The sequence below is a fragment of the Mesorhizobium sp. KR1-2 genome, assembly GCF_040045035.1.
Taxonomy (GTDB): domain Bacteria; phylum Pseudomonadota; class Alphaproteobacteria; order Rhizobiales; family Rhizobiaceae; genus Pseudaminobacter.
The window spans coordinates 144,072-166,136 of sequence record NZ_JBDZDS010000009.1 but is presented as its reverse complement, the minus strand read 5'-3'; the positions used below and the strand labels follow the sequence as shown (position 1 = coordinate 166,136).

General features: G+C 65.4%; 25 protein-coding genes. 16 read left to right on the top strand and 9 right to left on the bottom strand.

The window, feature by feature from the left end; all coding sequences use genetic code 11:
* Positions 1 to 85: 85 nt before the first annotated feature.
* On the bottom strand, positions 86 to 475 hold the full coding sequence (locus tag ABLE85_RS18215) for a 4a-hydroxytetrahydrobiopterin dehydratase (protein ID WP_348794121.1): 390 nt from the start codon (positions 473 to 475) through the stop codon (positions 86 to 88).
* A 144-nt stretch (positions 476 to 619) separates the two neighbouring features.
* On the opposite strand from ABLE85_RS18215, the gene ABLE85_RS18210 reads away from it, so the two are divergent.
* The 7 genes from ABLE85_RS18210 to fae all read left to right on the top strand — a co-directional run bounded on the left by ABLE85_RS18210 (position 620) and on the right by fae (position 7,075).
* Complete coding sequence (locus ABLE85_RS18210) at positions 620 to 1,582, top strand: beta-ribofuranosylaminobenzene 5'-phosphate synthase family protein (protein ID WP_348794120.1); 963 nt, start codon at positions 620 to 622, stop codon at positions 1,580 to 1,582.
* A gap of 57 nt (positions 1,583 to 1,639) precedes the next feature.
* Positions 1,640 to 2,536, top strand: coding sequence for an NAD(P)-dependent methylenetetrahydromethanopterin dehydrogenase (locus ABLE85_RS18205; RefSeq protein WP_348794119.1), 897 nt, complete (start codon positions 1,640 to 1,642; stop codon positions 2,534 to 2,536).
* Positions 2,514 to 3,644 (top strand): ATP-grasp domain-containing protein, encoded by a 1,131-nt coding sequence (locus ABLE85_RS18200; protein WP_348794118.1) that lies wholly within the window; start codon positions 2,514 to 2,516, stop codon positions 3,642 to 3,644. Before ABLE85_RS18205 ends, ABLE85_RS18200 begins: the two co-directional genes overlap by 23 nt.
* On the top strand, positions 3,641 to 4,597 hold the full coding sequence (mch, locus tag ABLE85_RS18195; protein ID WP_348794117.1) for a methenyltetrahydromethanopterin cyclohydrolase: 957 nt from the start codon (positions 3,641 to 3,643) through the stop codon (positions 4,595 to 4,597). The genes ABLE85_RS18200 and mch overlap by 4 nt, the downstream gene beginning before the upstream one ends.
* 6 nt (positions 4,598 to 4,603) lie before the next feature.
* Positions 4,604 to 5,557 (top strand): RimK family alpha-L-glutamate ligase, encoded by a 954-nt coding sequence (locus ABLE85_RS18190; protein WP_348794116.1) that lies wholly within the window; start codon positions 4,604 to 4,606, stop codon positions 5,555 to 5,557.
* Positions 5,554 to 6,411: a triphosphoribosyl-dephospho-CoA synthase gene (locus ABLE85_RS18185; protein ID WP_348794115.1), complete on the top strand. Its 858-nt coding sequence runs from the start codon at positions 5,554 to 5,556 to the stop codon at positions 6,409 to 6,411. The genes ABLE85_RS18190 and ABLE85_RS18185 overlap by 4 nt, the downstream gene beginning before the upstream one ends.
* A gap of 154 nt (positions 6,412 to 6,565) precedes the next feature.
* Positions 6,566 to 7,075: a formaldehyde-activating enzyme gene (gene fae, locus ABLE85_RS18180; RefSeq protein WP_348794114.1), complete on the top strand. Its 510-nt coding sequence runs from the start codon at positions 6,566 to 6,568 to the stop codon at positions 7,073 to 7,075.
* Positions 7,076 to 7,282: 207 nt separating this feature from the next.
* On the opposite strand, the gene ABLE85_RS18175 is transcribed toward fae, so the two are convergent.
* On the bottom strand, positions 7,283 to 8,092 hold the full coding sequence (locus tag ABLE85_RS18175) for a HisA/HisF-related TIM barrel protein (RefSeq protein WP_348794113.1): 810 nt from the start codon (positions 8,090 to 8,092) through the stop codon (positions 7,283 to 7,285).
* Here ABLE85_RS18175 and ABLE85_RS18170 point away from each other — a divergent pair.
* Positions 8,042 to 9,082 (top strand): hydantoinase/oxoprolinase family protein, encoded by a 1,041-nt coding sequence (locus ABLE85_RS18170; RefSeq protein WP_348794112.1) that lies wholly within the window; start codon positions 8,042 to 8,044, stop codon positions 9,080 to 9,082. The genes ABLE85_RS18175 and ABLE85_RS18170 overlap by 51 nt on opposite strands.
* 72 nt (positions 9,083 to 9,154) lie before the next feature.
* Here the strand turns inward: ABLE85_RS18170 and ABLE85_RS18165 are convergent, their stop codons facing one another.
* The 6 genes from ABLE85_RS18165 to ABLE85_RS18140 are packed head-to-tail and all read right to left on the bottom strand — an operon-like array spanning position 9,155 to position 13,894.
* A complete protein-coding gene (locus ABLE85_RS18165; protein WP_348794111.1) occupies positions 9,155 to 9,775 on the bottom strand; it encodes a DUF447 domain-containing protein in 621 nt (206 codons plus the stop codon).
* Positions 9,775 to 11,172 (bottom strand): DUF6513 domain-containing protein, encoded by a 1,398-nt coding sequence (locus tag ABLE85_RS18160; protein ID WP_348794110.1) that lies wholly within the window; start codon positions 11,170 to 11,172, stop codon positions 9,775 to 9,777. Before ABLE85_RS18160 ends, ABLE85_RS18165 begins: the two co-directional genes overlap by 1 nt.
* Positions 11,165 to 11,716 carry a flavoprotein gene (locus tag ABLE85_RS18155; protein ID WP_348794109.1) on the bottom strand — a complete coding sequence of 184 codons (552 nt, stop codon included), beginning with the start codon at positions 11,714 to 11,716 and terminating at the stop codon, positions 11,165 to 11,167. The genes ABLE85_RS18160 and ABLE85_RS18155 overlap by 8 nt, the downstream gene beginning before the upstream one ends.
* A gap of 2 nt (positions 11,717 to 11,718) precedes the next feature.
* Complete coding sequence (locus tag ABLE85_RS18150; RefSeq protein WP_348794108.1) at positions 11,719 to 12,354, bottom strand: dihydroneopterin aldolase; 636 nt, start codon at positions 12,352 to 12,354, stop codon at positions 11,719 to 11,721.
* Positions 12,351 to 13,544: a (5-formylfuran-3-yl)methyl phosphate synthase gene (locus tag ABLE85_RS18145; RefSeq protein ID WP_348794107.1), complete on the bottom strand. Its 1,194-nt coding sequence runs from the start codon at positions 13,542 to 13,544 to the stop codon at positions 12,351 to 12,353. Before ABLE85_RS18145 ends, ABLE85_RS18150 begins: the two co-directional genes overlap by 4 nt.
* The gene (locus tag ABLE85_RS18140; protein ID WP_348794106.1) at positions 13,541 to 13,894 is read right to left on the bottom strand and encodes a hypothetical protein; all 354 of its coding nucleotides are present in this window, start codon (positions 13,892 to 13,894) and stop codon (positions 13,541 to 13,543) included. The genes ABLE85_RS18145 and ABLE85_RS18140 overlap by 4 nt, the downstream gene beginning before the upstream one ends.
* A 65-nt stretch (positions 13,895 to 13,959) precedes the next feature.
* Here ABLE85_RS18140 and ABLE85_RS18135 point away from each other — a divergent pair, with 65 nt between their 5' ends.
* The 6 genes from ABLE85_RS18135 to ABLE85_RS18110 are packed head-to-tail and all read left to right on the top strand — an operon-like array spanning position 13,960 to position 19,053.
* Positions 13,960 to 15,207: an ABC transporter substrate-binding protein gene (locus ABLE85_RS18135; protein ID WP_348794105.1), complete on the top strand. Its 1,248-nt coding sequence runs from the start codon at positions 13,960 to 13,962 to the stop codon at positions 15,205 to 15,207.
* Between the two features lie 35 nt (positions 15,208 to 15,242).
* On the top strand, positions 15,243 to 16,217 hold the full coding sequence (locus tag ABLE85_RS18130) for a YVTN family beta-propeller repeat protein (protein ID WP_348794104.1): 975 nt from the start codon (positions 15,243 to 15,245) through the stop codon (positions 16,215 to 16,217).
* A 31-nt stretch (positions 16,218 to 16,248) separates the two neighbouring features.
* On the top strand, positions 16,249 to 16,704 hold the full coding sequence (locus ABLE85_RS18125) for a hypothetical protein (RefSeq protein ID WP_348794103.1): 456 nt from the start codon (positions 16,249 to 16,251) through the stop codon (positions 16,702 to 16,704).
* 59 nt (positions 16,705 to 16,763) lie between these two features.
* Positions 16,764 to 17,549: an ABC transporter ATP-binding protein gene (locus ABLE85_RS18120; RefSeq protein WP_348794102.1), complete on the top strand. Its 786-nt coding sequence runs from the start codon at positions 16,764 to 16,766 to the stop codon at positions 17,547 to 17,549.
* Positions 17,550 to 17,590: 41 nt separating this feature from the next.
* Positions 17,591 to 18,421, top strand: a complete 831-nt coding sequence (locus ABLE85_RS18115) for an ABC transporter permease (RefSeq protein WP_348794215.1) — start codon at positions 17,591 to 17,593, stop codon at positions 18,419 to 18,421.
* Positions 18,421 to 19,053, top strand: a complete 633-nt coding sequence (locus ABLE85_RS18110; RefSeq protein WP_348794101.1) for a hypothetical protein — start codon at positions 18,421 to 18,423, stop codon at positions 19,051 to 19,053. The genes ABLE85_RS18115 and ABLE85_RS18110 overlap by 1 nt, the downstream gene beginning before the upstream one ends.
* Here the strand turns inward: ABLE85_RS18110 and ABLE85_RS18105 are convergent.
* Positions 19,043 to 20,005 carry a LysR family transcriptional regulator gene (locus tag ABLE85_RS18105; RefSeq protein WP_348794214.1) on the bottom strand — a complete coding sequence of 321 codons (963 nt, stop codon included), beginning with the start codon at positions 20,003 to 20,005 and terminating at the stop codon, positions 19,043 to 19,045. The two genes, ABLE85_RS18110 and ABLE85_RS18105, sit on opposite strands and share 11 nt — an antisense overlap.
* Before the next feature lie 120 nt (positions 20,006 to 20,125).
* Between ABLE85_RS18105 and ABLE85_RS18100 the strand changes: the two genes are divergently transcribed.
* On the top strand, positions 20,126 to 21,175 hold the full coding sequence (locus ABLE85_RS18100; protein WP_348794100.1) for a class 1 fructose-bisphosphatase: 1,050 nt from the start codon (positions 20,126 to 20,128) through the stop codon (positions 21,173 to 21,175).
* A 17-nt stretch (positions 21,176 to 21,192) separates the two neighbouring features.
* On the top strand, positions 21,193 to 22,065 hold the full coding sequence (locus ABLE85_RS18095; protein ID WP_348794099.1) for a phosphoribulokinase: 873 nt from the start codon (positions 21,193 to 21,195) through the stop codon (positions 22,063 to 22,065).

Here is a 22,065-nt window from a genome sequence, read left to right as displayed (position 1 = left end):
TTTCTGGTGCCGATCTGACTTTAAACAAAAATTTTCCGGCGAAATATTCGCCTGGAACCGATTAAGGCGGACAATGCGCATTGCGTCAATCGTATTTGATGTAGGCAAAGCGCTGGTCCGTCGGCGGGGTGCCTTCCAATGCACCGCCTTCCTGTGCCGGTTGCCACTGCACGACCGACTCGATCTTCTTGGCGAGTTCGAAATCCTTGTCGGTGACGCCCTTGGCCGCGTGATTCATCAGCTTGACCTCGACCCAGGCATAGGAAGCCGCGAGATCGGGATGGTGCCAGGCGGCTTCGGCCAGGTGGCCGACAGTATTGATCACCATCAGCGTGGATTTCCAGCTATGGGTCTTGTATTTGCGCCTGATCCAGCCATTCTCGTAGTACCACTTCGGCAGCTCCTTCTGGAGCCTCTCGACAATTTCGGCCTCGGAATAGACATGTTCCTTGGCAGCTTGCTTTTGGTCACTCATGGTCGCCTCCACCTATCCCACAGAGTTTTGCAGGCGCGCATGTGATTCCTTTCCTCCCGCTTGCTCCAATGACGAAAGCAGTTATCATGGAGCCGGGCACCTAAACTACTGTGATGCATGTATGATGCACCCACATGGGGGCAGATGTCTAACTCCGTAACCATAAAAGTGCCGGCAAGGCTGCATCTCGGGTTCCTCGACCTGAGCGGCGATGCTGGACGCCGTTTCGGCAGCCTCGGCCTGCCGCTGAGCGAACCGGAAACGGTGGTGACGCTGTCGCGCGCCCACGAGGCCAGCGCCCACGGCCCCGATGCCGCGCGCGCGGCTGAACATCTGAACCGGCTTTCGCAGCATCTCGGCATCGGCACGCCGCACCGGCTGGTGGTCGAGCAGGCTATTCCGCCCCATGCCGGGCTCGGCTCCGGCACGCAGATCGCCATCGCGGTGGCCGCGGCGCTGCGCACCTTGCACAAACTGCCGCTGGACACCGCCGCCGACGCCATATTGCTCGGCCGGGGCGAGCGCTCCGGCATCGGCATCGCCAGCTTCGCGAGCGGCGGGTTGATCGTCGACGCCGGCAAGGACGACAGCGGCAAGCAGCCCCCGGTGATCGCCCGCCTGCCCTTTCCCGACGATTGGCGCGTCATCCTGATCCTGGACAAGGACAGGGACGGCATCCATGGGACGGACGAGATCGAGGCTTTCCGCGACCTGCCGCCCTTTCCTGCCGCCAGCGCCGGAGAAATCTGCCGTCACGTGCTGATGGGTGTGATGCCGGCCCTGGTGGAGCACGACCTGCCCGCCTTCGGGGCGGCCATCACCGCCATCCAGGCCCTGATCGGCGCCTATTTCGCGCCGGCCCAGGGCGGTATTTTCACCAGCAGGCGCGTCGAGGCGATAGCGCATCGCCTTGCCGAGGGCGGCGCGGTCGGCATCGGCCAGAGTTCCTGGGGACCGACGGGCTTCGCCTTCGCGCCGGCTGCGGAGGCGGAAGCGATCGTCGGCGAGGCCGGCCCGTTGCCGGAAGGGATCGAAACCAGGATCGTGCGGGGTCGAAATGCGGGGGCCGGAATAAGCACATCGGTGCTGAATCTCGTCGGCAGTTAGAGCAACGGATACCCGGCCACACGCCGGCATCCTCAATCACAGCCAGGAAGACACGTCATGGCCCGCAAACACATCCTGCACATGATCACGCCGCTCAAGCATATGAGCCCGTTCGACGTAAACATGGCGGTCGACGCCGGCTTCGATGCGGTCGTCCCCTATGTCGGCGTCACCCTTGCCGAGGTCACCGGCCTCGTGCAGGACGCGATCTTCTCGCGCCCGCCGGATGCCGGCGTCGACACCGGCATCTTCATCGCCGGCAAGGACGCGTCGCTGGCGATGGACATGTTCGACGCGGCGAAGAAGGCCATGGTGCCGCCCTTCAAGATCTCGGTGTTCGCCGATCCAGCCGGCTCCTTCACCACCGCCGCCGCCATGGTCGCCAAGGTCGAGAAGCTGCTTCAGAAGAAGTTCGAGCGCGGCCTGAAGGACACCCACATCGCCGTGTTCGGCGCGACCGGGGTGGTCGGCTTCTGCACGGCGGTCATTGCCGCACGCGAAGGCGCCAAGGTGACAATCGTCGGTTATGATGGCATCGAGCGCGTGGGGAAGATCGCCGACCAGATACAGGGCCGCTTCGGCGTAACGGTCACACCCGTCGACGGCTCGACAGACGAAAAGAAAGCCGCAGCGGTCGGCGCGAGCGAGGTGGTGCTTTGCGCCGCAAAGGCAGGCGTGCAGGTGCTGTCGCACGATGCGCTCGCCGCAACCCGCGACCTGCTCATTGCCGCCGACGTCAACGCCGTGCCGCCGGCGGGCATCGAAGGCCTGGCGGTCAACGCCAACGGCGACCCGATCGAAGCGACAAAGGCTGTCGGCATCGGTCCGTTGGCCATCGGCGGCGTCAAGTACAAGACCGAATTCGGTTTGTTTCAAAAGATGATAGAAGCCGATAAGGCGGTCGCATTCGATTTTCAGGACGCATTTTCCCTTGCCCGCGAGATCGCAAAATAAATCCGGGGCCGTTCTTATCGCGGCGATATCCGGCCGTGCGCTGGCCGCGGCGGCACGGCGGGCCGGCTACCGTGCCCTCGTCGCCGACCTTTTCTGCGACGACGACACGCGCGCGCTCGCGGACCGCGCCGTCGTGCTGCCCGGCGACCTGCACAACGGCATAGAGGCGGCCCGGGTCGTGGAGACGCTGGCTCAGCTTGCCGGGACGGAGCAGCCGGCCGCGGTCGTCTGTGGCTCCGGCTTCGAGCGCCAGCCCGACCTCATAGATGCCATCGCCCGACGCTTCCCGCTCGCCGGCTGCGGCGGCGAGGCGATCCGCCGGGTGAAAAATCCCGAAGCCTTTGCCGCCGACTGCGCCGAACTCGGCATCCCGCATCCGGCGCTGCGGCGCGAGCCGCCCGCAGACCCGGAAAACTGGCTGGTGAAGCGAGACGGCGGCGCGGGCGGAACCCATGTTCGCCCGGCCAATGGCGACGCGGCGCAGCCCGGCCGCTACTTCCAGCGCCGCATCGCCGGTGCTAACGTCTCGGCCCTGTTCGTGGGCGACGGCGATAGCGCCCACGTCGTCGGCTTCAGCCGGCAGTTCCTGTCGCCTGCCCCGAATGCGCCCTACCGCTATGGCGGGGCGGTGCGCCTGCGGCGCTTCGACCGCGGCGACGCGGCGACCATCGGCGGCTGGCTCTCCGCGCTCACCCGCCGCGCCGGCCTTGTCGGCCTGTGCAGCGCAGACCTGATCCGCAGCACGGACGGCTATCATCTGCTCGAGATCAACCCACGTCCCGGCGCCACGCTCGACATATTCGATGCCGACGACGCCCCGCTCATCGAGGCGCATCTTTGCGCCGCGCGCGGCGAGCCCTGTCGGCTGCCCCGCTTTACGGATTGCATGGCCTCGACGATTGCCTATGCCGACCGGCCGGTGGGCAGCTTTCCCGCAATCGCATGGCCCGACTGGGTCGCGGACCGCCAATCCGCCGGCACCGCACTCCAGGCGGGCGATCCGGTCTGCACGATCTTTGCCCGCGGCCCCAGCGCCGAGGCGGCGCGGCGGACCCTGGCCGAACGCACTAGAACATTGCAGCACAACTGGGAGGGAGAGCGACCATGAAAGACGGTTCCGCGTTTCTCAATGACAACGCCGTCCGTATCGCCCAAAGCATGGTCGACGATGCCGAGCGACTGCGCGTCTCGATTTCCACCGGCCCGCTAGGCGAACGCCTGATCGATGCGGGCGCCAGCGCCCTAGGCAGCATCGAGGCCGGCCTGCGCATGGCCGAAATGACCATGGGCGGGCTGGGTACGCTTTCGACCGTCATGAACCGCGCGGCCGGCAAATGGCCGCTCAACGTCGAAGTCCGCTCCTCGCAGCCGGTGATCGCCTGCCTGGCCAGCCAATATGCCGGCTGGAACCTGTCGAGCGGCAATTATTTCGCCATGGGTTCGGGGCCGGTGCGCGTCCTGGCGCGTGTCGAGCCGCTGTTTGCGACGCTTTGCTACCACGAAAAGGCGGCGCAGACCGTCATCGTGCTTGAGACCGGGAAGCCGCCGCCCGCCCCCGTGGTGGAAAAGGTGGCGGCGGCGACAGGGCTCGCGCCGGAAAACCTCACCTTCGTCTATGCGCCGACGCAAAGCATCGCCGGCGCAGTGCAGATCGTCAGCCGCGTGCTGGAGGTCGCAATGCACAAGGCCAACGATCTCAAATTCCCGCTCGACCATATCGTCGACGGCGTCGGCACCGCCCCCATCCCCGCGCCGCATCCGGATTTCCTGACCGCGATGGGCCGCACCAACGACGCCATCATCTATGGCGGGCTGGTGCAGCTTTTCGTGCGCGGCTCCGCCAGCGACGCCCGCGACCTGGCCGAAAAGATGCCGAGCAGCGCCTCGCGCGACCATGGGCGCCCCTTTGCCGAGGTCTTCAGGCACTTCAGGGGCGACTTCTATGCCATCGACCCGCTGCTGTTCAGCCCGGCCGAAGTCATCGTGACGGCGGTCGAAACCGGCGATACGTTCCGTACCGGCAGCCGCGATCTGACGATGCTGGAAAAGAGCCTGGGCTAGAAGCGCGTGAAGGCAAGGATACTCGTCGTCAACGACAATTCCGGCGCGCAGTCCCGGGGCCTCGTCGCGGCCATCCAGCGACGCGGCTGCGAGACCGTAACAGCATCGCTATCGGCCATAGGCTTCGACACGGAAAGCTCCTCCGGCCTCGCCGTTCCCGGCTTCGAGGACGGATCGTTGCCGGACGCCGTGCTGGTGCGCTCGATCTCGGCGGGATCGTTCGAGGCGATCACCCGCCGGCTCGGCGTGCTGCACGCTCTGGGCAGGCTCGGCGTGCCGGTCTGGAACTCGGCCAAGGCGATCGAGAACTGCGTCGACAAGTCGACGACGACCTTCCTGTTGCACCAAGCCGGCCTGCCGACCCCGGCCACCTTCGCCGTGGAAGGACTGGCGGCGGCGCAGGCCGTCGTGACCCGCGAGGCAGCATCGGGGCCGCTGGTACTGAAGCCCCTATTCGGCGCCCAGGGCCGCGGCATCCGGTTGGTCCGCGAGATGGCCGACCTCCCCGCCGAGGAGGAGATCAACGGGGTCTATTACCTCCAGCGCTATGTCGCGCGCGCGGGCCCGCCCTTTCGCGACTATCGCGTCTTCGTCTGCGCTGGCCGGGTGGTGGCCATGATGGCGCGGCGCGGCGAGGACTGGATCACCAACGTCAACCGCGGCGCCACGCCCGAGCACATTGCGGAAGCCGATACCGAGCTTGAGGCTCTGGCGCTGGCGTCCGCTTCGGCGGTTGGCACCGCCTTTGCCGGGGTAGACATTGTGGCCGACGCCGAGGGCCGTTTCTTCGTGCTCGAGGTCAACAGCATGCCGGCCTGGTCGGGCCTGCAATCGGTGGCGCAGGTCAGCATAGCCGACGCCATCGCCGAGGCGCTGGTGGAGGCCGTAGACGGCCGCCCGGCGCTGAAGCTGGTCGAAACAGCGCCTGAGGCCGAAGGCGCGGCGGCACTGCGCGGATGACGGTGTCCCGCGAAATCATCCGCGCCGCCTATGAGGACGCCTGCCGGCAGGAAATCGACGCGCTGAAGCCCGGCAATGTGCATCGCTTCGCCGACGGGCATCGCATGACGACGGAGCAGTTTTTGACCAGCGCGCGGGTCTCGTCGGCGCCGCTTACTGATTCGGAGCTGTCGCTTGGCTCGCGTATCCGCGAAGCGGTGCGCGCCACGCGCGACGCCGTCGGCACCAACACCAATCTCGGCATCGTCCTGCTCTGCGCGCCGCTTGCCGCCGCGGCCGCAATGGAAGGTGCTGACCTGCGCGCCAATCTGCGGCGGGTGCTCGATGCGATCGACCTAGACGACACCGCCGCCGTGTTCGAGGCGATCGTGCTCGCCTCGCCGGGCGGGCTGGGCGAGGCACCCAAGCACGACGTGCATGAGCGCCCCACGGCCGGGCTGCTCGAGGCAATGCGCGAGGCCTCCGGCCGCGACCGCATCGGCAGCCAATATGTCACCGGCTTTGCCGACATCTTCGAAGCGGGCTTGCCGGCTGTTTGGGCGGCCGTGGCACGCGGCGAGCATGGCATGTGGCCGGCCGTGCATGCCTATCTGGAATTCCTGACCGCCTTTCCGGACAGCCACATCCTGCGCAAGCACGGAGCCGAGATCGCCGAGGCGGTGCGCGCGGAGGCCACTTCCGTCCGGCGCGAATTCCAGGCCGCCGGCGACGAAAAAACGCGCATCGAAGTACTTTTGGCCTTCGATGCCCGGCTCAAGGCCAGAGACATCAATCCCGGCACCTCGGCGGACCTCACCGTTGCTTGTCTTTTAGTCCACAATCTGGGGGCTCACCTTGCGAAAGCGCCGGGTTGATGTTTGAATTTCCGCGGCGGAAGCAGTGCTTTCGCAGCTATCTAGCCAACCGGTCCGGGTTTTCCGGACGCTGCCAACAAGGATAGCTGCCCATCGGGCGTGCTCGAGAGCGGCATCAGTGGGCACCATAATTGTGTCTTGGAGGAGAATTGGCATGGCAAAGATCAATAAGGTAATGGTCGGCGAGTCACTTGTCGGCGACGGCAACGAGGTCGCTCACGTCGATTTGCTGATCGGCCCGAGAGGGAGCCCCGTCGAATCCGCATTCTGTCACGCGCTCACCAACAACAAGGACGGCTTCACCACGCTTCTGGCGGTGCTTACGCCCAACCTTCCCTGCAAACCGAACACCGTCCTCTTCAACAAGGTCACGATCAAGGGCGCCAAGCAGGCGCTGCAGATGTTCGGGCCCGCCCAGTTCGCCGTGGCGAAGGCGGTCCAGGACAGCGTCGCGGAAGGCATCATCCCGGCCGAGGAAGCCGACGACGTCTTCATCTGCGTCGGCGTCTTCATCCACTGGGAAGCAAGCGACGACGCCAAGATCCAGCAATTCAACTACCAGGCCGTGAAGGAAGCCATCCAGCGCGCCATCGCAGGCACGCCTTCGGCGGCCGAGGCGACTGCGAAACGCGATTCCGTGAAGCACCCCTTTGGAGCCTCATAGACAAGAGACAGCCCCGCCCAGGCAAAACCCTCTGCGAAGCCGGAAGGTCTGTGGCGCCGGTTGATGAAGTCTCTGGGGTTCTGAAGCTCGTATCCGCAGGATCATCGTGACCCTTCGGAAGGCGTTTTGCCCTCCGCTCGCCGCGAAAGGCGAGCGGGACGGGTAGGTGCATGTCTGCTCGGCCGGTCTCTGCCGTCGGCTGAGGTTTCATGCTCGTGCCGCATGTCCCACCACCGCCGCGATCTGCGCTGGCGTCAACGTGCCGTCATGCAGCGACGTTGCCACCAGCGCGGCGGCGATGCCAAGGCGAGCCAGTTCGCGCAGGTCCGCTTCGTCGCGCACTCCGCCGGCGGCAATGACCGCGCGTCCGCCAGCCCTGGCCTTGATCTCGCGGAGCCGCGCGAAGTCTGGCCCTGCCCCCGAGCCCACCTTTGCCAGCGTCATGACGATCACCCGCTGCGGCCATAGGTCTGGCTCCTCGAGCAGGCTGGCGGGTCCGCGAAAACCATCCGCGAAGAAATCGAGCGACAGGATAAGGTCCGGATGCCCGGCGAAACGGCGCAGCAGCGACGCGTCGGTCTGCGATTCCGAGCCAAGCACCGGACACAGCCCCGGCGTTTTGAGGGCGGCTTCAAGACCGGCCGCGTCGGCAAAGCCGGCATCCACCCAGAGCTCGGGCGCGTCCTGCATCCCGGCCAGCCGCGCCAGCGCCTCGCGGTTAGGGCTCCGACCCTCGATGGCATCGAGATCGGCGAGATAAAGGGTTGGGAACGGGTGCAACCGCCGCAGCCCTTCGGCCACAGCCACCGCATCCGAATTTGCGCTGAGCGGTGTGACGATCGGCTGGTAGCGGTCGCGCCGTCCCTGCTCGGCGCGCACCACCTGTCCGCCTTTCAGATCGAGCACGGGAATGATACGCATCTGCAACCCTTGGTTCGGCAATTCCAGCCCATGAAAGCGTGAAGCGTGAGCAAAGAAAAGAACATCGTGGTTGGCTGCGACATCGGCGGCGCGCATCTCAAGATCGCCCGCGCCGAGGACGGGCGCATCGTCGAGGCCCTGACGCTGGCGACGCCGATCTGGCTAGGCCTTGACCGGCTCATCGATGCCGCCCGAGCCGCACAACCCCTGTTCGCCGGCAGCCGCCTTAACGTCTTCACCATGACCGGCGAGCTGTCCGACATTTTTCCCTCCCGCGAGGCCGGCATCGCCTCGCTGCTCGGGATCGTCACCGAGCATTTTCGCGGCAAAGCGCTGATCTATGCCGGCCGCTCCGGCTTCGTCGCGCCCGACAAGGCGGCCGCGCTTGCCGCCGACGTCGCCTCAGCCAACTGGCACGCGAGCGCGGCCTTCGTCGCCAAGCATGCCGGTGATGCGCTGTTCGTCGACATGGGGTCGACCACCACCGATCTCCTTGTCGCGCAAGGGGGCCGGGTCGTGCATGACGGCTACACCGACGCCGAGCGGCTGGCCACCGGCGAGCTGGTCTATACCGGCTTCACCCGCAGTGCCCTCATAGGCGTGGCCTCGGCTGCGCCGGTCAAGGGCGTGATGTCGCCCTTGATGAACGAATATTTTGCGACCATTGCCGACGTGCATCGCATCCTCGGCGTGCTCGACGAGAATGACGACAAGCAGCCTGCCGCGGACGGCCAGGCCAAGACCGCTGCGGGCTCCATCGCGCGCCTCGCCCGCATGGTGGGGCGCGACGCCTCCGACCTCACGCGGCCGGAATGGCGAGAGCTTGCCCGCTGGTTCAGCGAACAGCAGCTTCGCACCGTCCACGACGCCGCCTTCCGCGTGGCGGGCAGGCTGGCGGCCGACAGCGCTGCCCCGGTCGTGGGCGCCGGCATCGGCCGCTGGCAGATCGGGCGGTTGGCGGAACGCATGGAGCGGCCCTTCATCGACTTCGCCGAACTCATCGCAGCCAGCGACGATGCCCGCAGCGAGGCGAGCAGCGCCGCCCCCGCCGCGGCGCTGGCGCTGCTGGCGCAGGATAAGGACTGAACCCACAGACCTGGCTGATCTGAAAAAAGTCAGCCCCGACAGACAGTTGGGGCTGCGTTCCGATTCAAAACGTCAGCTTTCGGGAGGAAGGCTCCCTTCGGGCCGGGCGTGCACATCCCGCCCCTTGGCGTCCAATGCGGCGAAATGCTCCGTCACCTTTTCCATCAACCAGCCCCAGGCTTCCTTCTCGGCCGGGCCGGCGGTCTTATCGATGGCGATGGTGAGATAGGCGATCTCGGACTCGATCTTCTCGCGCGGCAGCATGCCCAGCCGGCTGACGAGGATAGCCAGTTCCAGCACCGCTGCCTTGGCCCGATTGAGGCCGGTGAAGGGCGCGTGCATCTCCTCCGCCACCACGCGGCAGAAATGGCGCGGGCGCACGCCGTCATCTTCGACATGCACCACCTCGAGCACCGAATGCGCCAGCGCCGCCTCGAGGCGCGGAACCGGATATCCCGCCAGCAGCACGGTACCCCAGTCCTTCCGTCCGGTCAGGCAGCCCGCGAAGATGCGGGCATCGTCGGTGTAGTTGGCGACCGCGAAGGGCACGTGCGCCAGATTGTCGAGCGTGACCGAGGGCCGGAACGGCGCGACGATCCAGCCGTCCTTCTCGGCGATGATGCCGAGCGGCGCGACATGCACCTTGCCGCTTTTGTCCACGGTGGTGATGATCGACTCGCGGATGTAAGGCATCACCTGCCCTCCTTCTTGGCCTTTAGCGTGTGGCCGACCTCGGCCAGCCGCGTTCGATCGGCCTCCGGCGCGGGTGCAGCCACGCCCCAGGCCAGCGGCTCGTCCTGAGCGTAGCGCTTGCCAAGGCGCCAGGCGATCTCGGCCTTCATCAGCTCGGCGCCGAGATAGAAGGCATGCGCGCCATCCTTCTCGACCCCGAGCCCCGGAAACAGCTCGAAGGCGTCCGTCGCCACGGCATGGCCCTTGCTGTTGAAGATATGGATGCCGTCCTCCGCGGTCACGATGCGGAAATTGGCGTCGCGCACATCGGCGGCAAGTGCCGCGATGTCCTCCAGGCTCGCCGCATAGGGCTTGCGGTCGTGGATCTGCAGCAGCCCGGGGTGATAGTCGCGCGGCAGCGCCCCATCGGCGCGGGCGGCATAGAGGATACGGCGGGCAAGGTCGTGCTCCTCCACCGTGCGCACCGTGTGCGGGCTCACATGCACGGTCAGCACATTGCGCACGCCGAGTTCCGAGCACAGGCCGGCCAACACGGCGGTGATGCCAGAAGTGTCGGCGTCAGTCAGTTCGGTCAGGTTGCCGGTGCCCATCAGAAGCTCGATACCCGGCCAGCGCCGCCGCGCCTCGATGAATCGGCCGAGCGAAGCCGCGAAGCCGAAATGGATCGGGTCGAGAACCGGGTCGGCGATGAAGGCGATGCCCGCGCGCTCTGCCGCCTCTATGGCACGGCCGAGCGAATCCAGGTCGCCGGGAACCGAGGGGATCAGCACCGGCACCGCCGGATGGTCGAAGGCGAGCGGCAGCGTCTCCTCGTTGAGGCTGAGGAGATAATCGGCGCCAGCCTCCGCTCCTGTCTTCAGCTCCTCGATATTGGCCGAGTCGACGCTGACCGAAATGCCCTCCGCCTTCAGCGCGCGCACTGCCTCGCCCAGCAGCGGAAACGGCGTCTCGGGCAGGCAGCCGAGATCGACCACGTCGGCACCCGCCTCGACCAGGACACGCGCCCGCGCCAGCAATCCGGCGATAGAAAGCATCGGCGCATCAACGATTTCGGCGAAGATGCGCATGTCGTGGCGCGACAGGTCCGGCGGCTCGCCCGCGCGGCCGAGGAAGGCCGGCAGATCCGCGATCTCGTCCGGGCCGCGCACGAAAGGCACATTGAAATGCACCGCCAGCCTATCGAGATCGCCGCGATACCGGCCGGGCACCATGACGCGGTCCGTTCCTTCCGGCATCTTCAGCCGGCGCTTGATGATTTCCTCCGTCATCAGCGCTGCAACCTTCACGCCGATGTCGATGATCTCCCAGGAAAACTCGGTCTCCCCCAGCCCGGCCAGAAGTCGCTCAAGCCGCGCCCTGGCGAGATGGCCGGTGAGGAAGACGAGCCGCTCAGCCATGGCTTGCCAGCTCGGCCCGGCGCGCGGCCACGGCTGCCTCCAGATCGGCCAGCGATTCCACGACCTTGGTGTAGTGGAAGCTCTTCAGCCGCTCGGTATGTTCGAGATCGATCGGGCGCGGATAGACCTTGACCATGCCGTGCGGCGCCATGGTTTCCAGTTCCGGCGCGGTGTCGCAGGCAAAGACGATCGACGGCACGCGGCACTTGCCCGCCTGAGCATAGACATTCGTGGCGATGGTGTCGGAAATGCCGAGCACGCATTTCGCCACCGTGTTGGAGGTAGCGGGGGCGATCACCACCGTGTGGTAGACCCCGTGGTAGAAGCCGCCGACAGGAATGGAGCTCGCCGTCTTGTCGTGGATCACCCGCATCGTCTTGGGGAATTCGAGCTTCAGCTTGTACATGCGCAGCACTTCCTCGGCCGCCTTGGTGACGAAGATGTCGCAATGCTCGAGTTGGTGGATGAGCGCAAAGCTCTCCGTGAAGAAATGGCCGGAGCCGGTCAGCACCCATGCCCAGCGCGGCGTGTGCAACTTGACCATGCCTATGCCGCTCCTCTCTCCGCCGCGCGCGCGGCAAACTCCGTTCCCGGCATGCCGCCGGCAGCAAGACGCTGAGACACCGTCGCCAGCGAGCCCGGTCCGGCCAGGTAGAGCTCCGTGGTCGAGGGCAGCATTGTCGGCAGCAGCGGATCGACGAAACCGGCGGCCACCAGACCGCCGATGTCGACCTGCGCCTCGAAGGTGTCGGTCTGCTTGATCAAAAGCAGCGCTTCGGCGTCGACGCGACCTGCAAGCCAGGCCGCGAGCGAATCCGAGGTCACGTCCCATGATTGCGCGATGTCGGCCGCGGCGTAGCACATCTGCGAGGGCAGCCAGACCGGCGACGCCCCACGCGCCAGCGCCGCATCGATCTCCTCGACCGTGCGTGCGGGCAAAAACCGCTCGTTCATGTCGAGCAAGGCCAGTGCCATCTGCTCCATGGCCAGGATCGCCATGAAGTGAGCGGAGGCGTCGGAGAACCCCATCTGCGCCTGCGCCTCGCGCACGCGGTTGGCGAAGGGGCCCCCGCCCGGCACGATGACAAGCGGTGCGGGCGCTTCGGCCAGCACCCGGACCCACTCCCGCATTTCGGCATGATAGGCCGTGCTGCCGCCAAGCTTGACGACAATTCGCCTCATGAAGACGTGCCCTTCTGGCCGCGGCCGGCCGCCAAGCCACCCTCGCCTGTGGCCGCGCCGTGGCGCAGTGTCAGTGCCCGTTCCGTCGCCCGCCTGCGCTCGATCTCGACGCCGACGCCGCCCGGCCCGAGCTCGAGCTTCTCCACCCGCACCGTCACCTGCATCACCCGCGGATCTTCCAGCACCAACGCGGCCACCTGCTCGGCCAGCGCCTCGCTAAGCTGGACGTGGCCGCGTGCGACAATGGCGCGGATCCCGTCCATGATGACGTCGTAGGAGAAGACGTGGCGCATGTCTTCCGGCGCGTGGGTCACACGCAGCACGTCGGCCACGACGTCGAAACGCACCTTCTGGGTGTGGCCGTGCTCAAAGCTGTAGGCGCCGATCTGCACCGGCAGCACGAAGTCGCGCACGAAGATCTTGTCAGTGCCGAACGCCGGGTCGGCCGCACCGGGCGAATAACCGCGCGCGGCGAGCAGCCGGTAGTCGATGCTGGCGGTGGCGCCGGCCGGCCGCGCGTCGGGAATGAGAGCGCGGATCTGCCGGACAGCCTCCAGCTCGATGGCGCCGGTGCGCTGCGACTGGTCGCACAGGGCGCCCCGGAAGCCGAGGAAGTCGGGCATCATCGGCAGCAGGCGCGGAATGTCGGGTGCTTCCAGCGAGCCGGCCAGCCCGACCGCAAGCTCGTGCGAGCGGCAGCGTTCGACGAAAGAAGGCAGATGCTCGGGAGGAATGTGGTTGAGTAGGCGGCGACCATCCTTCTTGGCCGTGTCCAGCATGGCGCCGTGGAAGCCGCGACGAGCCAGAACCGGCAGCAGGCCAAAGTCCGGCTCGAGGTCCGCGAACAGAACGCCGATCAGTTTCGTCCGCCCCGCAAGCTCCGCCAATGCTTCGGCACAGGCGGCCGCGTCATCCGACGGGAAGAAGCCGACCTTGACGTAGTCGACGCCCGTGGCCGCGATCTCCTCCGCCTTGGCGCGGATGACCTCTGGCTGCATCGGCAGGTCGCCGGCCACGGCGCTGACCGGCAGCCTGCCGCCGACCGCCGCGACCGTCTGTCGGATGACCTCCGTGGTCGCCGCGCCGAGCGCCCCTGCCCTCGGGTTCTTCAGGTCGATGATGTCGGCGCCGCCCGCAAGGGCGATCTCCGCCTCCTCGACGCCGTTCACGCTCGCCAGCATTTTCGTCATTTCGTCAATTCCTTCAGGCGCGAGGCCAGTATGTTACAGTATGGGCGGCCAGGACACCCAGCGATGCCGCCGAGATGTTCGTCTCTTCGTGCGTCACCGGCCTCGATATAGCGCCGTTCCTCGGCGCGGTCATTCGGGTTTGCGATCGGCCGTGCGAGCTTGTCCACGTCTCCAGCATAGTCCGCGCCGACATTGCGGGCAAAACCGCCGAAGCGGTTTACGAGGACCGACTGGCGCGCGGTCCTCCCGAAGCGCCTTAAAACATGAGAAATTGCGACATGAATTGCGCCAGCCACGATGAAATCCTGGCTCGAGCCCTTTGAAAATATATGGCTCTGGGCTAAGTTCATTTCGGCACCGAACCTTGGCAGCACTTTCTCCCGACCTTTGGCCGGGCGACAATGGGTGAGTCACTATGAAGAGTATGGTGCCGAACTCTCTGTGGATGTTCATCGTTCTTTTTTGGACGGCCGTCAATGTTTTGCCGGCTCTCGCCGAGGAGGCGCAGCCGCAAGCCCAGCCGGCCAAGCCGCCGCAGCAGATGACCGAAATCAGGATCGGCTATCTGCGCGCCTACGAACCGCAGCTAGCCCTGTCGCTCCTCGACGTTCCGCCGACGGATATAGGCATAGCCGGCGCGAAACTCGGCATCAGCGACAACGACACCACCGGGTCCTTCCTCAAGCAGAAGTTCGATCTCGACATCGCCGAGATCAAGCCGGATGCCGATGCCGTTGCGGCCTTCGACGAACTGGTCGCCAAGGGCGATCGCTATGTGGTTGCCGATCTTTCGGCCAAGCAGTTGCTGTCGATCGCCGACATCGCCCGCGACAAGGGTGTGCTGCTCTTCAACGTCGGCGCCCCCGACGACATCTTGCGCGAGGAGGATTGCCGGTGGAACGTCTTCCACGTCGCGCCGACGCGCAGCATGCTGGCCGACGCCTTGGCGCAATACCTGATCTGGAAGCAATGGCCGCGATGGGTGCTGGTCTACGGCTCGCATGACAACGACCATCTCTTCGCCGACGCTCTGCGCCGTGCGGCGACACGCTTCGGCGGCAAGCTCCTGGCCGAAAAGGAGTTCATGGACACTGGCACAGCACGCCGCACCGACACGGGCGTCATCCAGATCCAGCAGCAGATGCCGGTGTTCACGCAGGACCTGCCCGACCACGACGTGCTGCTGGTTGCCGACGAGAGCGAGGTGTTCGGAACCTATGTGCCCTATCGCACCTGGCTGCCGCGCGTGGTGGCCGGGACCGCCGGACTGACGGCGTCCTCGTGGCATCCGGCGAGCGAGCAATGGGGCGGCTCGCAACTGCAGACCCGCTTCGACAAGAGCGCCGGCCGCCACATGCTGTCCAAGGACATGGACGCCTGGACCGCAGTGCGCTCGATCGGCGAGGCCGCCACCCGCACCAACAGCGGCGATCCCGGCAAGATCAGCGACTATCTCCATAGCGACCAGTTCTCGATCGCCGCCTTCAAGGGCCAGAAGCTCACCTTCCGCGCCTGGAACCTGCAATTGCGTCAGCCGATCTTCCTCGGCGACGACAAGATCGTCGTCTCCACCTCGCCGCAGCCGGGGTTCCTGCACCAGGTCTCCGAGCTCGACACGCTTGGCGTCGACCAGCCTGAAACGAAATGCGTCTTCAAGAAGTAGGAACGGAACGACGAACAACCGGGAGGGAGTTCCGGATGCGCAGACAACTGGCACTCATGGCCGCCACCCTGGCCACCTGGTTATTGGCCACACCGGCCTCGGCCTACATGGTCTATGTCTCCAACGAGAAGGACAACACCATCACCATCGTGGATTCGACGACGATGAAGGTGATCAAGACAGTGCCGGTCGGCCAGCGCCCGCGCGGCATCACCATCTCGCCCGATGGCAACTTCATCTATCTGTGCGCCAGCGATGACGACACGATCCAGGTGATCGACACCGGCACGCTCCAGGTCGTGGGCACCCTCCCCTCCGGCCCCGACCCCGAACTGTTCACGCTGTCGCCGGACGGCAAGGTCCTCTACGTCGCCAACGAGAACGACAATCTCGTCACCGTCATCGACCTGGCGACGAAGAAGGTGGTGGCCGAGATACCCGTCGGCGTCGAGCCGGAAGGCATGGGTGTCAGCCCCGATGGCAAGACCCTGGTCAACACGTCGGAAACGACGAGCATGGCCCATTTCATCGACACGCAGTCGCATGAGATCATCGCCAATGTGCTGGTCGATGCCCGGCCGCGCTACGCCGAGTTCAAGCCGGACGGCTCCGAGGTCTGGGTCAGCTCGGAGATCGGCGGCACCGTCTCGGTCATCGACAATGCAACCCACGAGGTCACGCACAGGATCACCTTCGAGATCCCGGGGCTGCGCAGCGAGGCCATCCAGCCGGTCGGCGTGAACATCACCGCCGATGGCAAGAAAGCCTATGTCGCGCTCGGGCCCGCCAACCGCGTGGCGGTGATCAACACGCAAACCTACCAGGTGGAGAAATACGTGCTGGTCGGCCAGCGGGTCTGGCATCTCGCCTTCACGCCCGACCAGAAGACGATCATCAGCACCAACGGCATTTCCAACGACATCACCTTCATCGACGTGGCCAGCGACGAGCCGATCGAGTCGGTCACCGTCGGCACGCTGCCCTGGGGCGTGGTGGTGTCGCCGAAGTAAGGCATTTCGAAGCAAGCAGGAGGAGACGACAATGAAGGCCTACCGCACTGTTGCTTTCGCAGCGCTGGCCGGCGCGGCACTGCTGCCGTCCCATGTTCTCGCACAAGAAACGGACGACGACGAACAGCCCAAGCTCACGCGCACCAGCCAGACGGTGCCCGAGCTCATGCTTGGCACGGCCGAAGACAACCTCGCGGTCAACCAGAAGGATTTCAACCTTCTCGCCGGACAGGGCTATCGCTGGAAGATCAGCTCAGGGACCGGGCTGGAATACAAATTCGTCACCGACCTGTTCCGGAACGTCTGGATGAACCAGATCGTCGTCAACGGCCTCGAAATCCACATGAACGGCGGGCCGGCCTGGCTGGAGTACGACAAGCCGGGCACGATCCTGGTCGAATTCAGCACTGTGCGGCCCGGCACCTACACATGGTCGGTGCCGGACCTGGCCGACAAGGGCATGAAGGGCACGATTACCATCAAATAGGCCAATGGAGGCCGGCCGGTAACCGGCGTTATGGTTAGGCCGCAAAGGAGCGATCCGGCTTGCAGCACGTGAAGACCGACGGACATGGCGGCGTGGCGGCCCTCGAAGTCGCCGCGGTCAGCTATTCCTACGGTTCGAAGCGGGCTTTGTCGGACGTGTCCTTTGCCATCGCGCCGGCGACCTTCACCGTGCTGCTCGGCCTCAACGGAGCCGGCAAGACGACGCTGTTCTCGCTGATCAGCCGCCTCTACAACACGCGCGACGGCTCGATCCGTATCTTCGGGCACGATGTCGCCCGCGCCTCGGGCGAGGCGCTGAAACGCCTCGGCATCGTCTTCCAGGCACGCACGCTCGATCTCGACCTCAGCGTCTACCAGAACCTCTCCTACCACGCGTCGCTGCACGGCATCGGCGCGCGCGAGGCGCGGGAGCGCATCGAGGACCTACTGCAGCAGGTGGGCATGAGCGACAGGCTGCACGACAAGGCGCGCAGCCTCTCGGGCGGCCAGATGCGCCGCATCGAGATCGCCCGGGCGATGCTGCACCGTCCGCCCCTGCTGCTGCTCGACGAGGCAACGGTCGGGCTCGACATCCAGTCGCGCGCGGGCATTCTCGCCACCATCCGCAAGCTGGTTGCGACCGAAGGCATCGGCGTGCTGTGGGCCACGCATCTGATCGACGAGGTCGAGGACAGCGATCATGTCCTGGTGCTGCGCGAAGGCCGTCTCGTCGCCGCCGGCAACGTCGTCGAGGTGGTGCGAGCCACCGGCATGAACACCATCCGCGAGGCCTTCTCGCGGCTCAGCGGCCTCGACGACCAGCAGATCACGGACATGCAGCCATGAGCGACCTGCCTGCCCGCACCAACGAACGCGGGGTCGTGCCGATGCGGTCGCCGCATTTCGGCCTTCGCCAGTACCTGATCTGCATGAAGGGCATCCTGGTGCGCGAGAGCCTGCGCTTCGTGAACCAGCGTGAGCGCTTCATCTCCTCGCTGGTCAGGCCGCTGGTGTGGCTGCTGATCTTCGCCGCCGGCTTTCGCCAGGTGCTCGGCGTCTCGATCATCCCGCCCTACAAGACCTATGTGCTCTACGAGGTCTACATCACGCCCGGCCTGTGCGGCATGATCCTGCTGTTCTCCGGCATGCAGTCGTCGCTCTCGATGGTCTATGACCGCGAAATGGGTAACATGCGCACGCTGCTGGTCAGTCCCTTCCCGCGCTGGTACCTGCTCGTGTCCAAGCTGTTCGCAGGCGTCGCGGTCTCCATCGCCCAGGTCTATGTGTTCCTGTTCGTGGCCTGGTTCTGGGACATCAAGACGTCGGTAATGGGCTATCTGTTCGTGCTGCCGGCGCTGTTCCTGGCGGGATTGATGCTGTGCGCTCTCGGCATGTTCCTGTCGTCACTCATCAAACAGCTCGAGAACTTCTCCGGCGTGATGAACTTCGTGATCTTTCCGATGTATTTCGCCTCGCCGGCGCTTTACCCGCTGTGGCGTGTCCAGCAGTCGAGTCCCATCCTCTACGTCATCTGCCTGCTCAACCCCTTCACCTACGCCGTCGAGCTGATCCGCTTCGCGTTCTACGGCCAGGTCGACTGGCTGTCGCTGGCGGTGGTGGTCGGCTGCACGTTGCTGTTCCTGGGCGGCGCAATCGTCGCCTACGACCCGTCGCGAGGCCTCATGAACCGCAAACAGGATACCGGAGGAAACGCTTGATGAGACCCACGCGGCCGATCTTGAGCCTTGCCGGCGTCCTGCTGGCCTCTGCCCTCGCCCAACCCGCGCATGCCGCCAACACCGAGCCCGACTGGCCATGCATGCAGCGCAAGGTGCCAGAACTGTCGCTCGCCCAGGTGTGGAACGGTCCGAACCTGCCCGACTCGGCCAAGAACTGGTCGGACGACGAGGACATCGCCAGGCGCGTCGAGGACCTGGCCGCCCGCCGCCTACCGCTGGAGGACGCCGAACAGCAGATCAAGGACTTCGCCGCCAGCCTGCCGCCGGACAAGCTCACCCCCAAGATGACGATGCTGGAACAGGGGCTGTTCGACCACATGGATGCCGAGCGCTCCCGCGTCATCTCCGGCATCGGCCGCTATGCAAGCAAGCAGATCGATCTTGCCGCGCAGTTGCGCAAGGAGCAGTCCGAGGCCGATAAGCTGCGCGCCAAGCCCGACGCCGACCCCAAGCAGGTGGCCGCGCTGACCGATCAGTTGACCGTTGAGACGCGGATTTTCGACGAACGCGTCAAGTCGCTCACCTATGTCTGCGAGGTGCCGACGCTGATCGAGCAGCGGCTCTACCAGCTCTCCAAGACCATCGCCGAGATCCTTGCCCCTAAGAAATAGGCTCGGCCGGTGCCCGTGGACCCGGCGCCGGGTACAGCTTGCCGAACAGCGGCAGATACATGGCGCCCTTGCGCATGAGGAAATCGTGGAACGTCGCCATCGCCGGCGAAATCGCCCGGTCTGCCCGGATCACCGCGAACCATTGTCGGCGGATCGGCATGCCCTGCACGTCGAGTATCACGAGACGCCCCGTTTCCACCTCGAAGGCAACCGTGTGCGCCGAGATGAATGCGATGCCCAGCCCCGCCATCACCGCCTGCTTGATGGTCTCGTTGGAGTCCATCTCTACGCCGAGGTCGTCGAGCCGGCCGGGAATCTCGCTGAGGAAGATCTCCAGCGAGATGCGCGTGCCCGAGCCCGGCTCGCGGACCAGGAAGTTTTCGCGCGCGATGCGCTCCTTCGAAATGTCGCGGGCCGTGGCCAGCGGGTGGTCTGGCGGGGCGATGATGACCAGCGGATGATCGCCGAAGGCCGAGGCCCGCACCGGCACGTCGCGCGCCGGGCGCCCCATCAGCGCGATGTCGACGTCATGGCTTTTCAGGTTGGCGATCGTCTCGGCGCGATTACCGATCTTCAGCCGCATCTCGATATCGGGATGCTCCTTCATGAAGGCGGCCATCAGCCGGGGCGCGAAGTATTTGGCGGTGGAGACGACGCCCAGCGTCAGGCTGCCGGTGCGCACGCCCTTGATCGCGTCGATCTGGTCCTCCAGCAGCCGCAGGCGCTCTTCGATCGCCTGCGCGGCATCGACAAGAGCTAACCCTGCGGCAGTCGGACGCATCCCGTCCGCGGTGCGGTCGAAGAGAGCAATGCCCAGCTCTTCCTCGGCCTGCCGGAGCTGGATCGTCACCGCTGGCGCAGACAGTCCCAACACCTTGGCAGCATTGACGATTTTGCCGCTGGCGAGGATCGCCTGAACTGCCCGGAGCTGCCTGAAGGTGAGGTTTCTCATGGCTGAACTAAACAATTTTTACTCGAAAAGTAAAGTTATTAAAATTTACTTATTCACGCCGCTTTGATCTCATCTCCCTCGGGCCTGGTCACACCAAGACGACCGGCCCGGAGGATGACGATGACGGCGGCGACACTCGATGCAGTTCTGAATTCCTATGTCGGCAACGGCGGCAACGGACGCCGCGCCGCAATCGTCGCAACGATCCATCAGCTCGCGCAGGCAGCCGTCAAGGTGCGCAACACCATCAACCAGGGCGCGCTCGGCAGGGCCTTCGCCGGCAGCCGCGGCGCCAATCCCGACGGCGACGTGCAGAAGGATCTCGACGTCTTCGCCGACGACATCTTCCTGGACGCGATGCGCCATGCCCCTGTCGGCCTCTACGCTTCCGAAGAACTGGAGCAGCCGGTGCTGCTCGACAAGGATGCCGACCTCGCCATCGCCATCGACCCGCTCGATGGCTCCTCCAACATCGACACCAACGTGTCGATCGGAACGATTTTCTCGCTCCTCCCTGCAACTGGCGTGCCGGACGAAAATCCGGCCGCCTCCTTTTTGCAGGCGGGAACGAACCTGCTCGGCGCCGGCTTCTTCATCTACGGACCGCAGCTGGCGCTGGTCCTGTCGCTGGGCAGCGGCACGCATGTCTTCGTCCAGTCGGCCCGGCTGGGCACCTTCGTGCAGGCCTATGAAAGCCGCATCGTGCCGGCGCGCGCCCATGAATTCGCAATCAACGCCGCCAACTACCGCCATTGGGACGAGGCCGTGCGGCTCTATGTCGACGACTGCCTGAAGGGCACCGAGGGCCCGCGCGAGCGCGACTTCAACATGCGCTGGATCGCCTCGCTGGTCGCCGACTGCTACCGCATCCTCATGCGCGGCGGCGTCTTCCTCTACCCGGGCGACACGCGCCGCGGATATGCGAACGGCCGGCTGCGCCTCGTCTACGAGGCAAACCCCATCGCCTACCTGATCGAGCAGGCCGGGGGCGCGGCCACCGACACCGTCGAGCGTATCCTGGAGATCCAGCCGCAAAGCCTGCACCAGCGTGTTCCGCTGGTGTTCGGCTCGGCCCGCGAGGTGGCCAGGATCGCCCGCTATCACAACGATCCGAGCAGCATCGGGGAGCGTTCGCCGCTGTTCGGCCATCGTGGCCTGTTCCGCGCCTGAGGGGGAGAAAGCGTTTCATGTCGGCAAAGCACCCGATCATTTCCATTACAGGCTCGTCCGGCGCCGGCACCACTTCGGTGAAGCGCATCTTCGAGCTGATTTTCCGGCGTGAGAAGATCGAGGCCGCGTTCATCGAGGGCGATGCATTCCATCGTTACGACCGCGCGGCGATGAAGGTGAAGGTCGCGGAGGAAGAGAAGAAGGGCAATCCGAACTTCACCCACTTCAATATCGACGCCAACGAACTCGAAATCCTCGAATCCGTCTTCGAGGAATATGGCCGCCGCGGAACTGGCAAGACCCGCACCTATGTCCACGACGAGGAAGAGGCCAAGCTCTACTGCCAGCAGCCCGGCACCTTCACCGACTGGCGCGAGTTTCCGGCCAGCGACCTTCTGTTCTACGAGGGTCTGCATGGCTGCGTGGCGACCGAGCAGGTCAACCTTGCTCGCCACGCCGACCTGAAGATCGGCGTCGTGCCAGTCATCAACCTCGAATGGATCCAGAAGATCCATCGCGACCGGACCACGCGCGGCTATTCGACCGAAGCCGTCATGGACGTGATCCTGCGGCGCATGCCCGACTATGTGCGCTACATCACGCCGCAATTCACGCAGACCGACATCAACTTCCAGCGCGTGCCGATCGTCGACACGTCGAATCCGTTCATCGCCCGCTGGATACCCACACCGGACGAGTCGATGCTGGTCATCCGCTTTGCGCGGCCGCGCGGCATCGACTTCCCCTACCTGCTGTCGATGATCCAGAACAGCTTCATGTCGCGGGCGAATTCCATCGTTGTGCCGGGCAACAAGCTCGACCTCGCCATGCAGCTCATCCTGACCCCGCTGATCCTGCAACTCATCGAGCGCAAGAAGCGCGTGTCGTGA

Coding starts and splice junctions, on each gene's coding strand:
- ABLE85_RS18215 (WP_348794121.1), bottom strand. CDS start 475: ATGAGTGACCAAAAGCAAGCTGCCAAGGAACATGTCTATTCCGAGGCC.
- ABLE85_RS18210 (WP_348794120.1), top strand. CDS start 620: ATGTCTAACTCCGTAACCATAAAAGTGCCGGCAAGGCTGCATCTCGGG.
- ABLE85_RS18205 (WP_348794119.1), top strand. CDS start 1,640: ATGGCCCGCAAACACATCCTGCACATGATCACGCCGCTCAAGCATATG.
- mch (WP_348794117.1), top strand. CDS start 3,641: ATGAAAGACGGTTCCGCGTTTCTCAATGACAACGCCGTCCGTATCGCC.
- ABLE85_RS18185 (WP_348794115.1), top strand. CDS start 5,554: ATGACGGTGTCCCGCGAAATCATCCGCGCCGCCTATGAGGACGCCTGC.
- fae (WP_348794114.1), top strand. CDS start 6,566: ATGGCAAAGATCAATAAGGTAATGGTCGGCGAGTCACTTGTCGGCGAC.
- ABLE85_RS18175 (WP_348794113.1), bottom strand. CDS start 8,092: ATGCGCGCCGCCGATGTCGCAGCCAACCACGATGTTCTTTTCTTTGCT.
- ABLE85_RS18165 (WP_348794111.1), bottom strand. CDS start 9,775: ATGCCTTACATCCGCGAGTCGATCATCACCACCGTGGACAAAAGCGGC.
- ABLE85_RS18160 (WP_348794110.1), bottom strand. CDS start 11,172: ATGGCTGAGCGGCTCGTCTTCCTCACCGGCCATCTCGCCAGGGCGCGG.
- ABLE85_RS18155 (WP_348794109.1), bottom strand. CDS start 11,716: ATGGTCAAGTTGCACACGCCGCGCTGGGCATGGGTGCTGACCGGCTCC.
- ABLE85_RS18150 (WP_348794108.1), bottom strand. CDS start 12,354: ATGAGGCGAATTGTCGTCAAGCTTGGCGGCAGCACGGCCTATCATGCC.
- ABLE85_RS18145 (WP_348794107.1), bottom strand. CDS start 13,544: ATGACGAAAATGCTGGCGAGCGTGAACGGCGTCGAGGAGGCGGAGATC.
- ABLE85_RS18140 (WP_348794106.1), bottom strand. CDS start 13,894: ATGAACTTAGCCCAGAGCCATATATTTTCAAAGGGCTCGAGCCAGGAT.
- ABLE85_RS18135 (WP_348794105.1), top strand. CDS start 13,960: ATGAAGAGTATGGTGCCGAACTCTCTGTGGATGTTCATCGTTCTTTTT.
- ABLE85_RS18130 (WP_348794104.1), top strand. CDS start 15,243: ATGCGCAGACAACTGGCACTCATGGCCGCCACCCTGGCCACCTGGTTA.
- ABLE85_RS18125 (WP_348794103.1), top strand. CDS start 16,249: ATGAAGGCCTACCGCACTGTTGCTTTCGCAGCGCTGGCCGGCGCGGCA.
- ABLE85_RS18115 (WP_348794215.1), top strand. CDS start 17,591: ATGCGGTCGCCGCATTTCGGCCTTCGCCAGTACCTGATCTGCATGAAG.
- ABLE85_RS18110 (WP_348794101.1), top strand. CDS start 18,421: ATGAGACCCACGCGGCCGATCTTGAGCCTTGCCGGCGTCCTGCTGGCC.
- ABLE85_RS18105 (WP_348794214.1), bottom strand. CDS start 20,005: ATGAGAAACCTCACCTTCAGGCAGCTCCGGGCAGTTCAGGCGATCCTC.
- ABLE85_RS18100 (WP_348794100.1), top strand. CDS start 20,126: ATGACGGCGGCGACACTCGATGCAGTTCTGAATTCCTATGTCGGCAAC.
- ABLE85_RS18095 (WP_348794099.1), top strand. CDS start 21,193: ATGTCGGCAAAGCACCCGATCATTTCCATTACAGGCTCGTCCGGCGCC.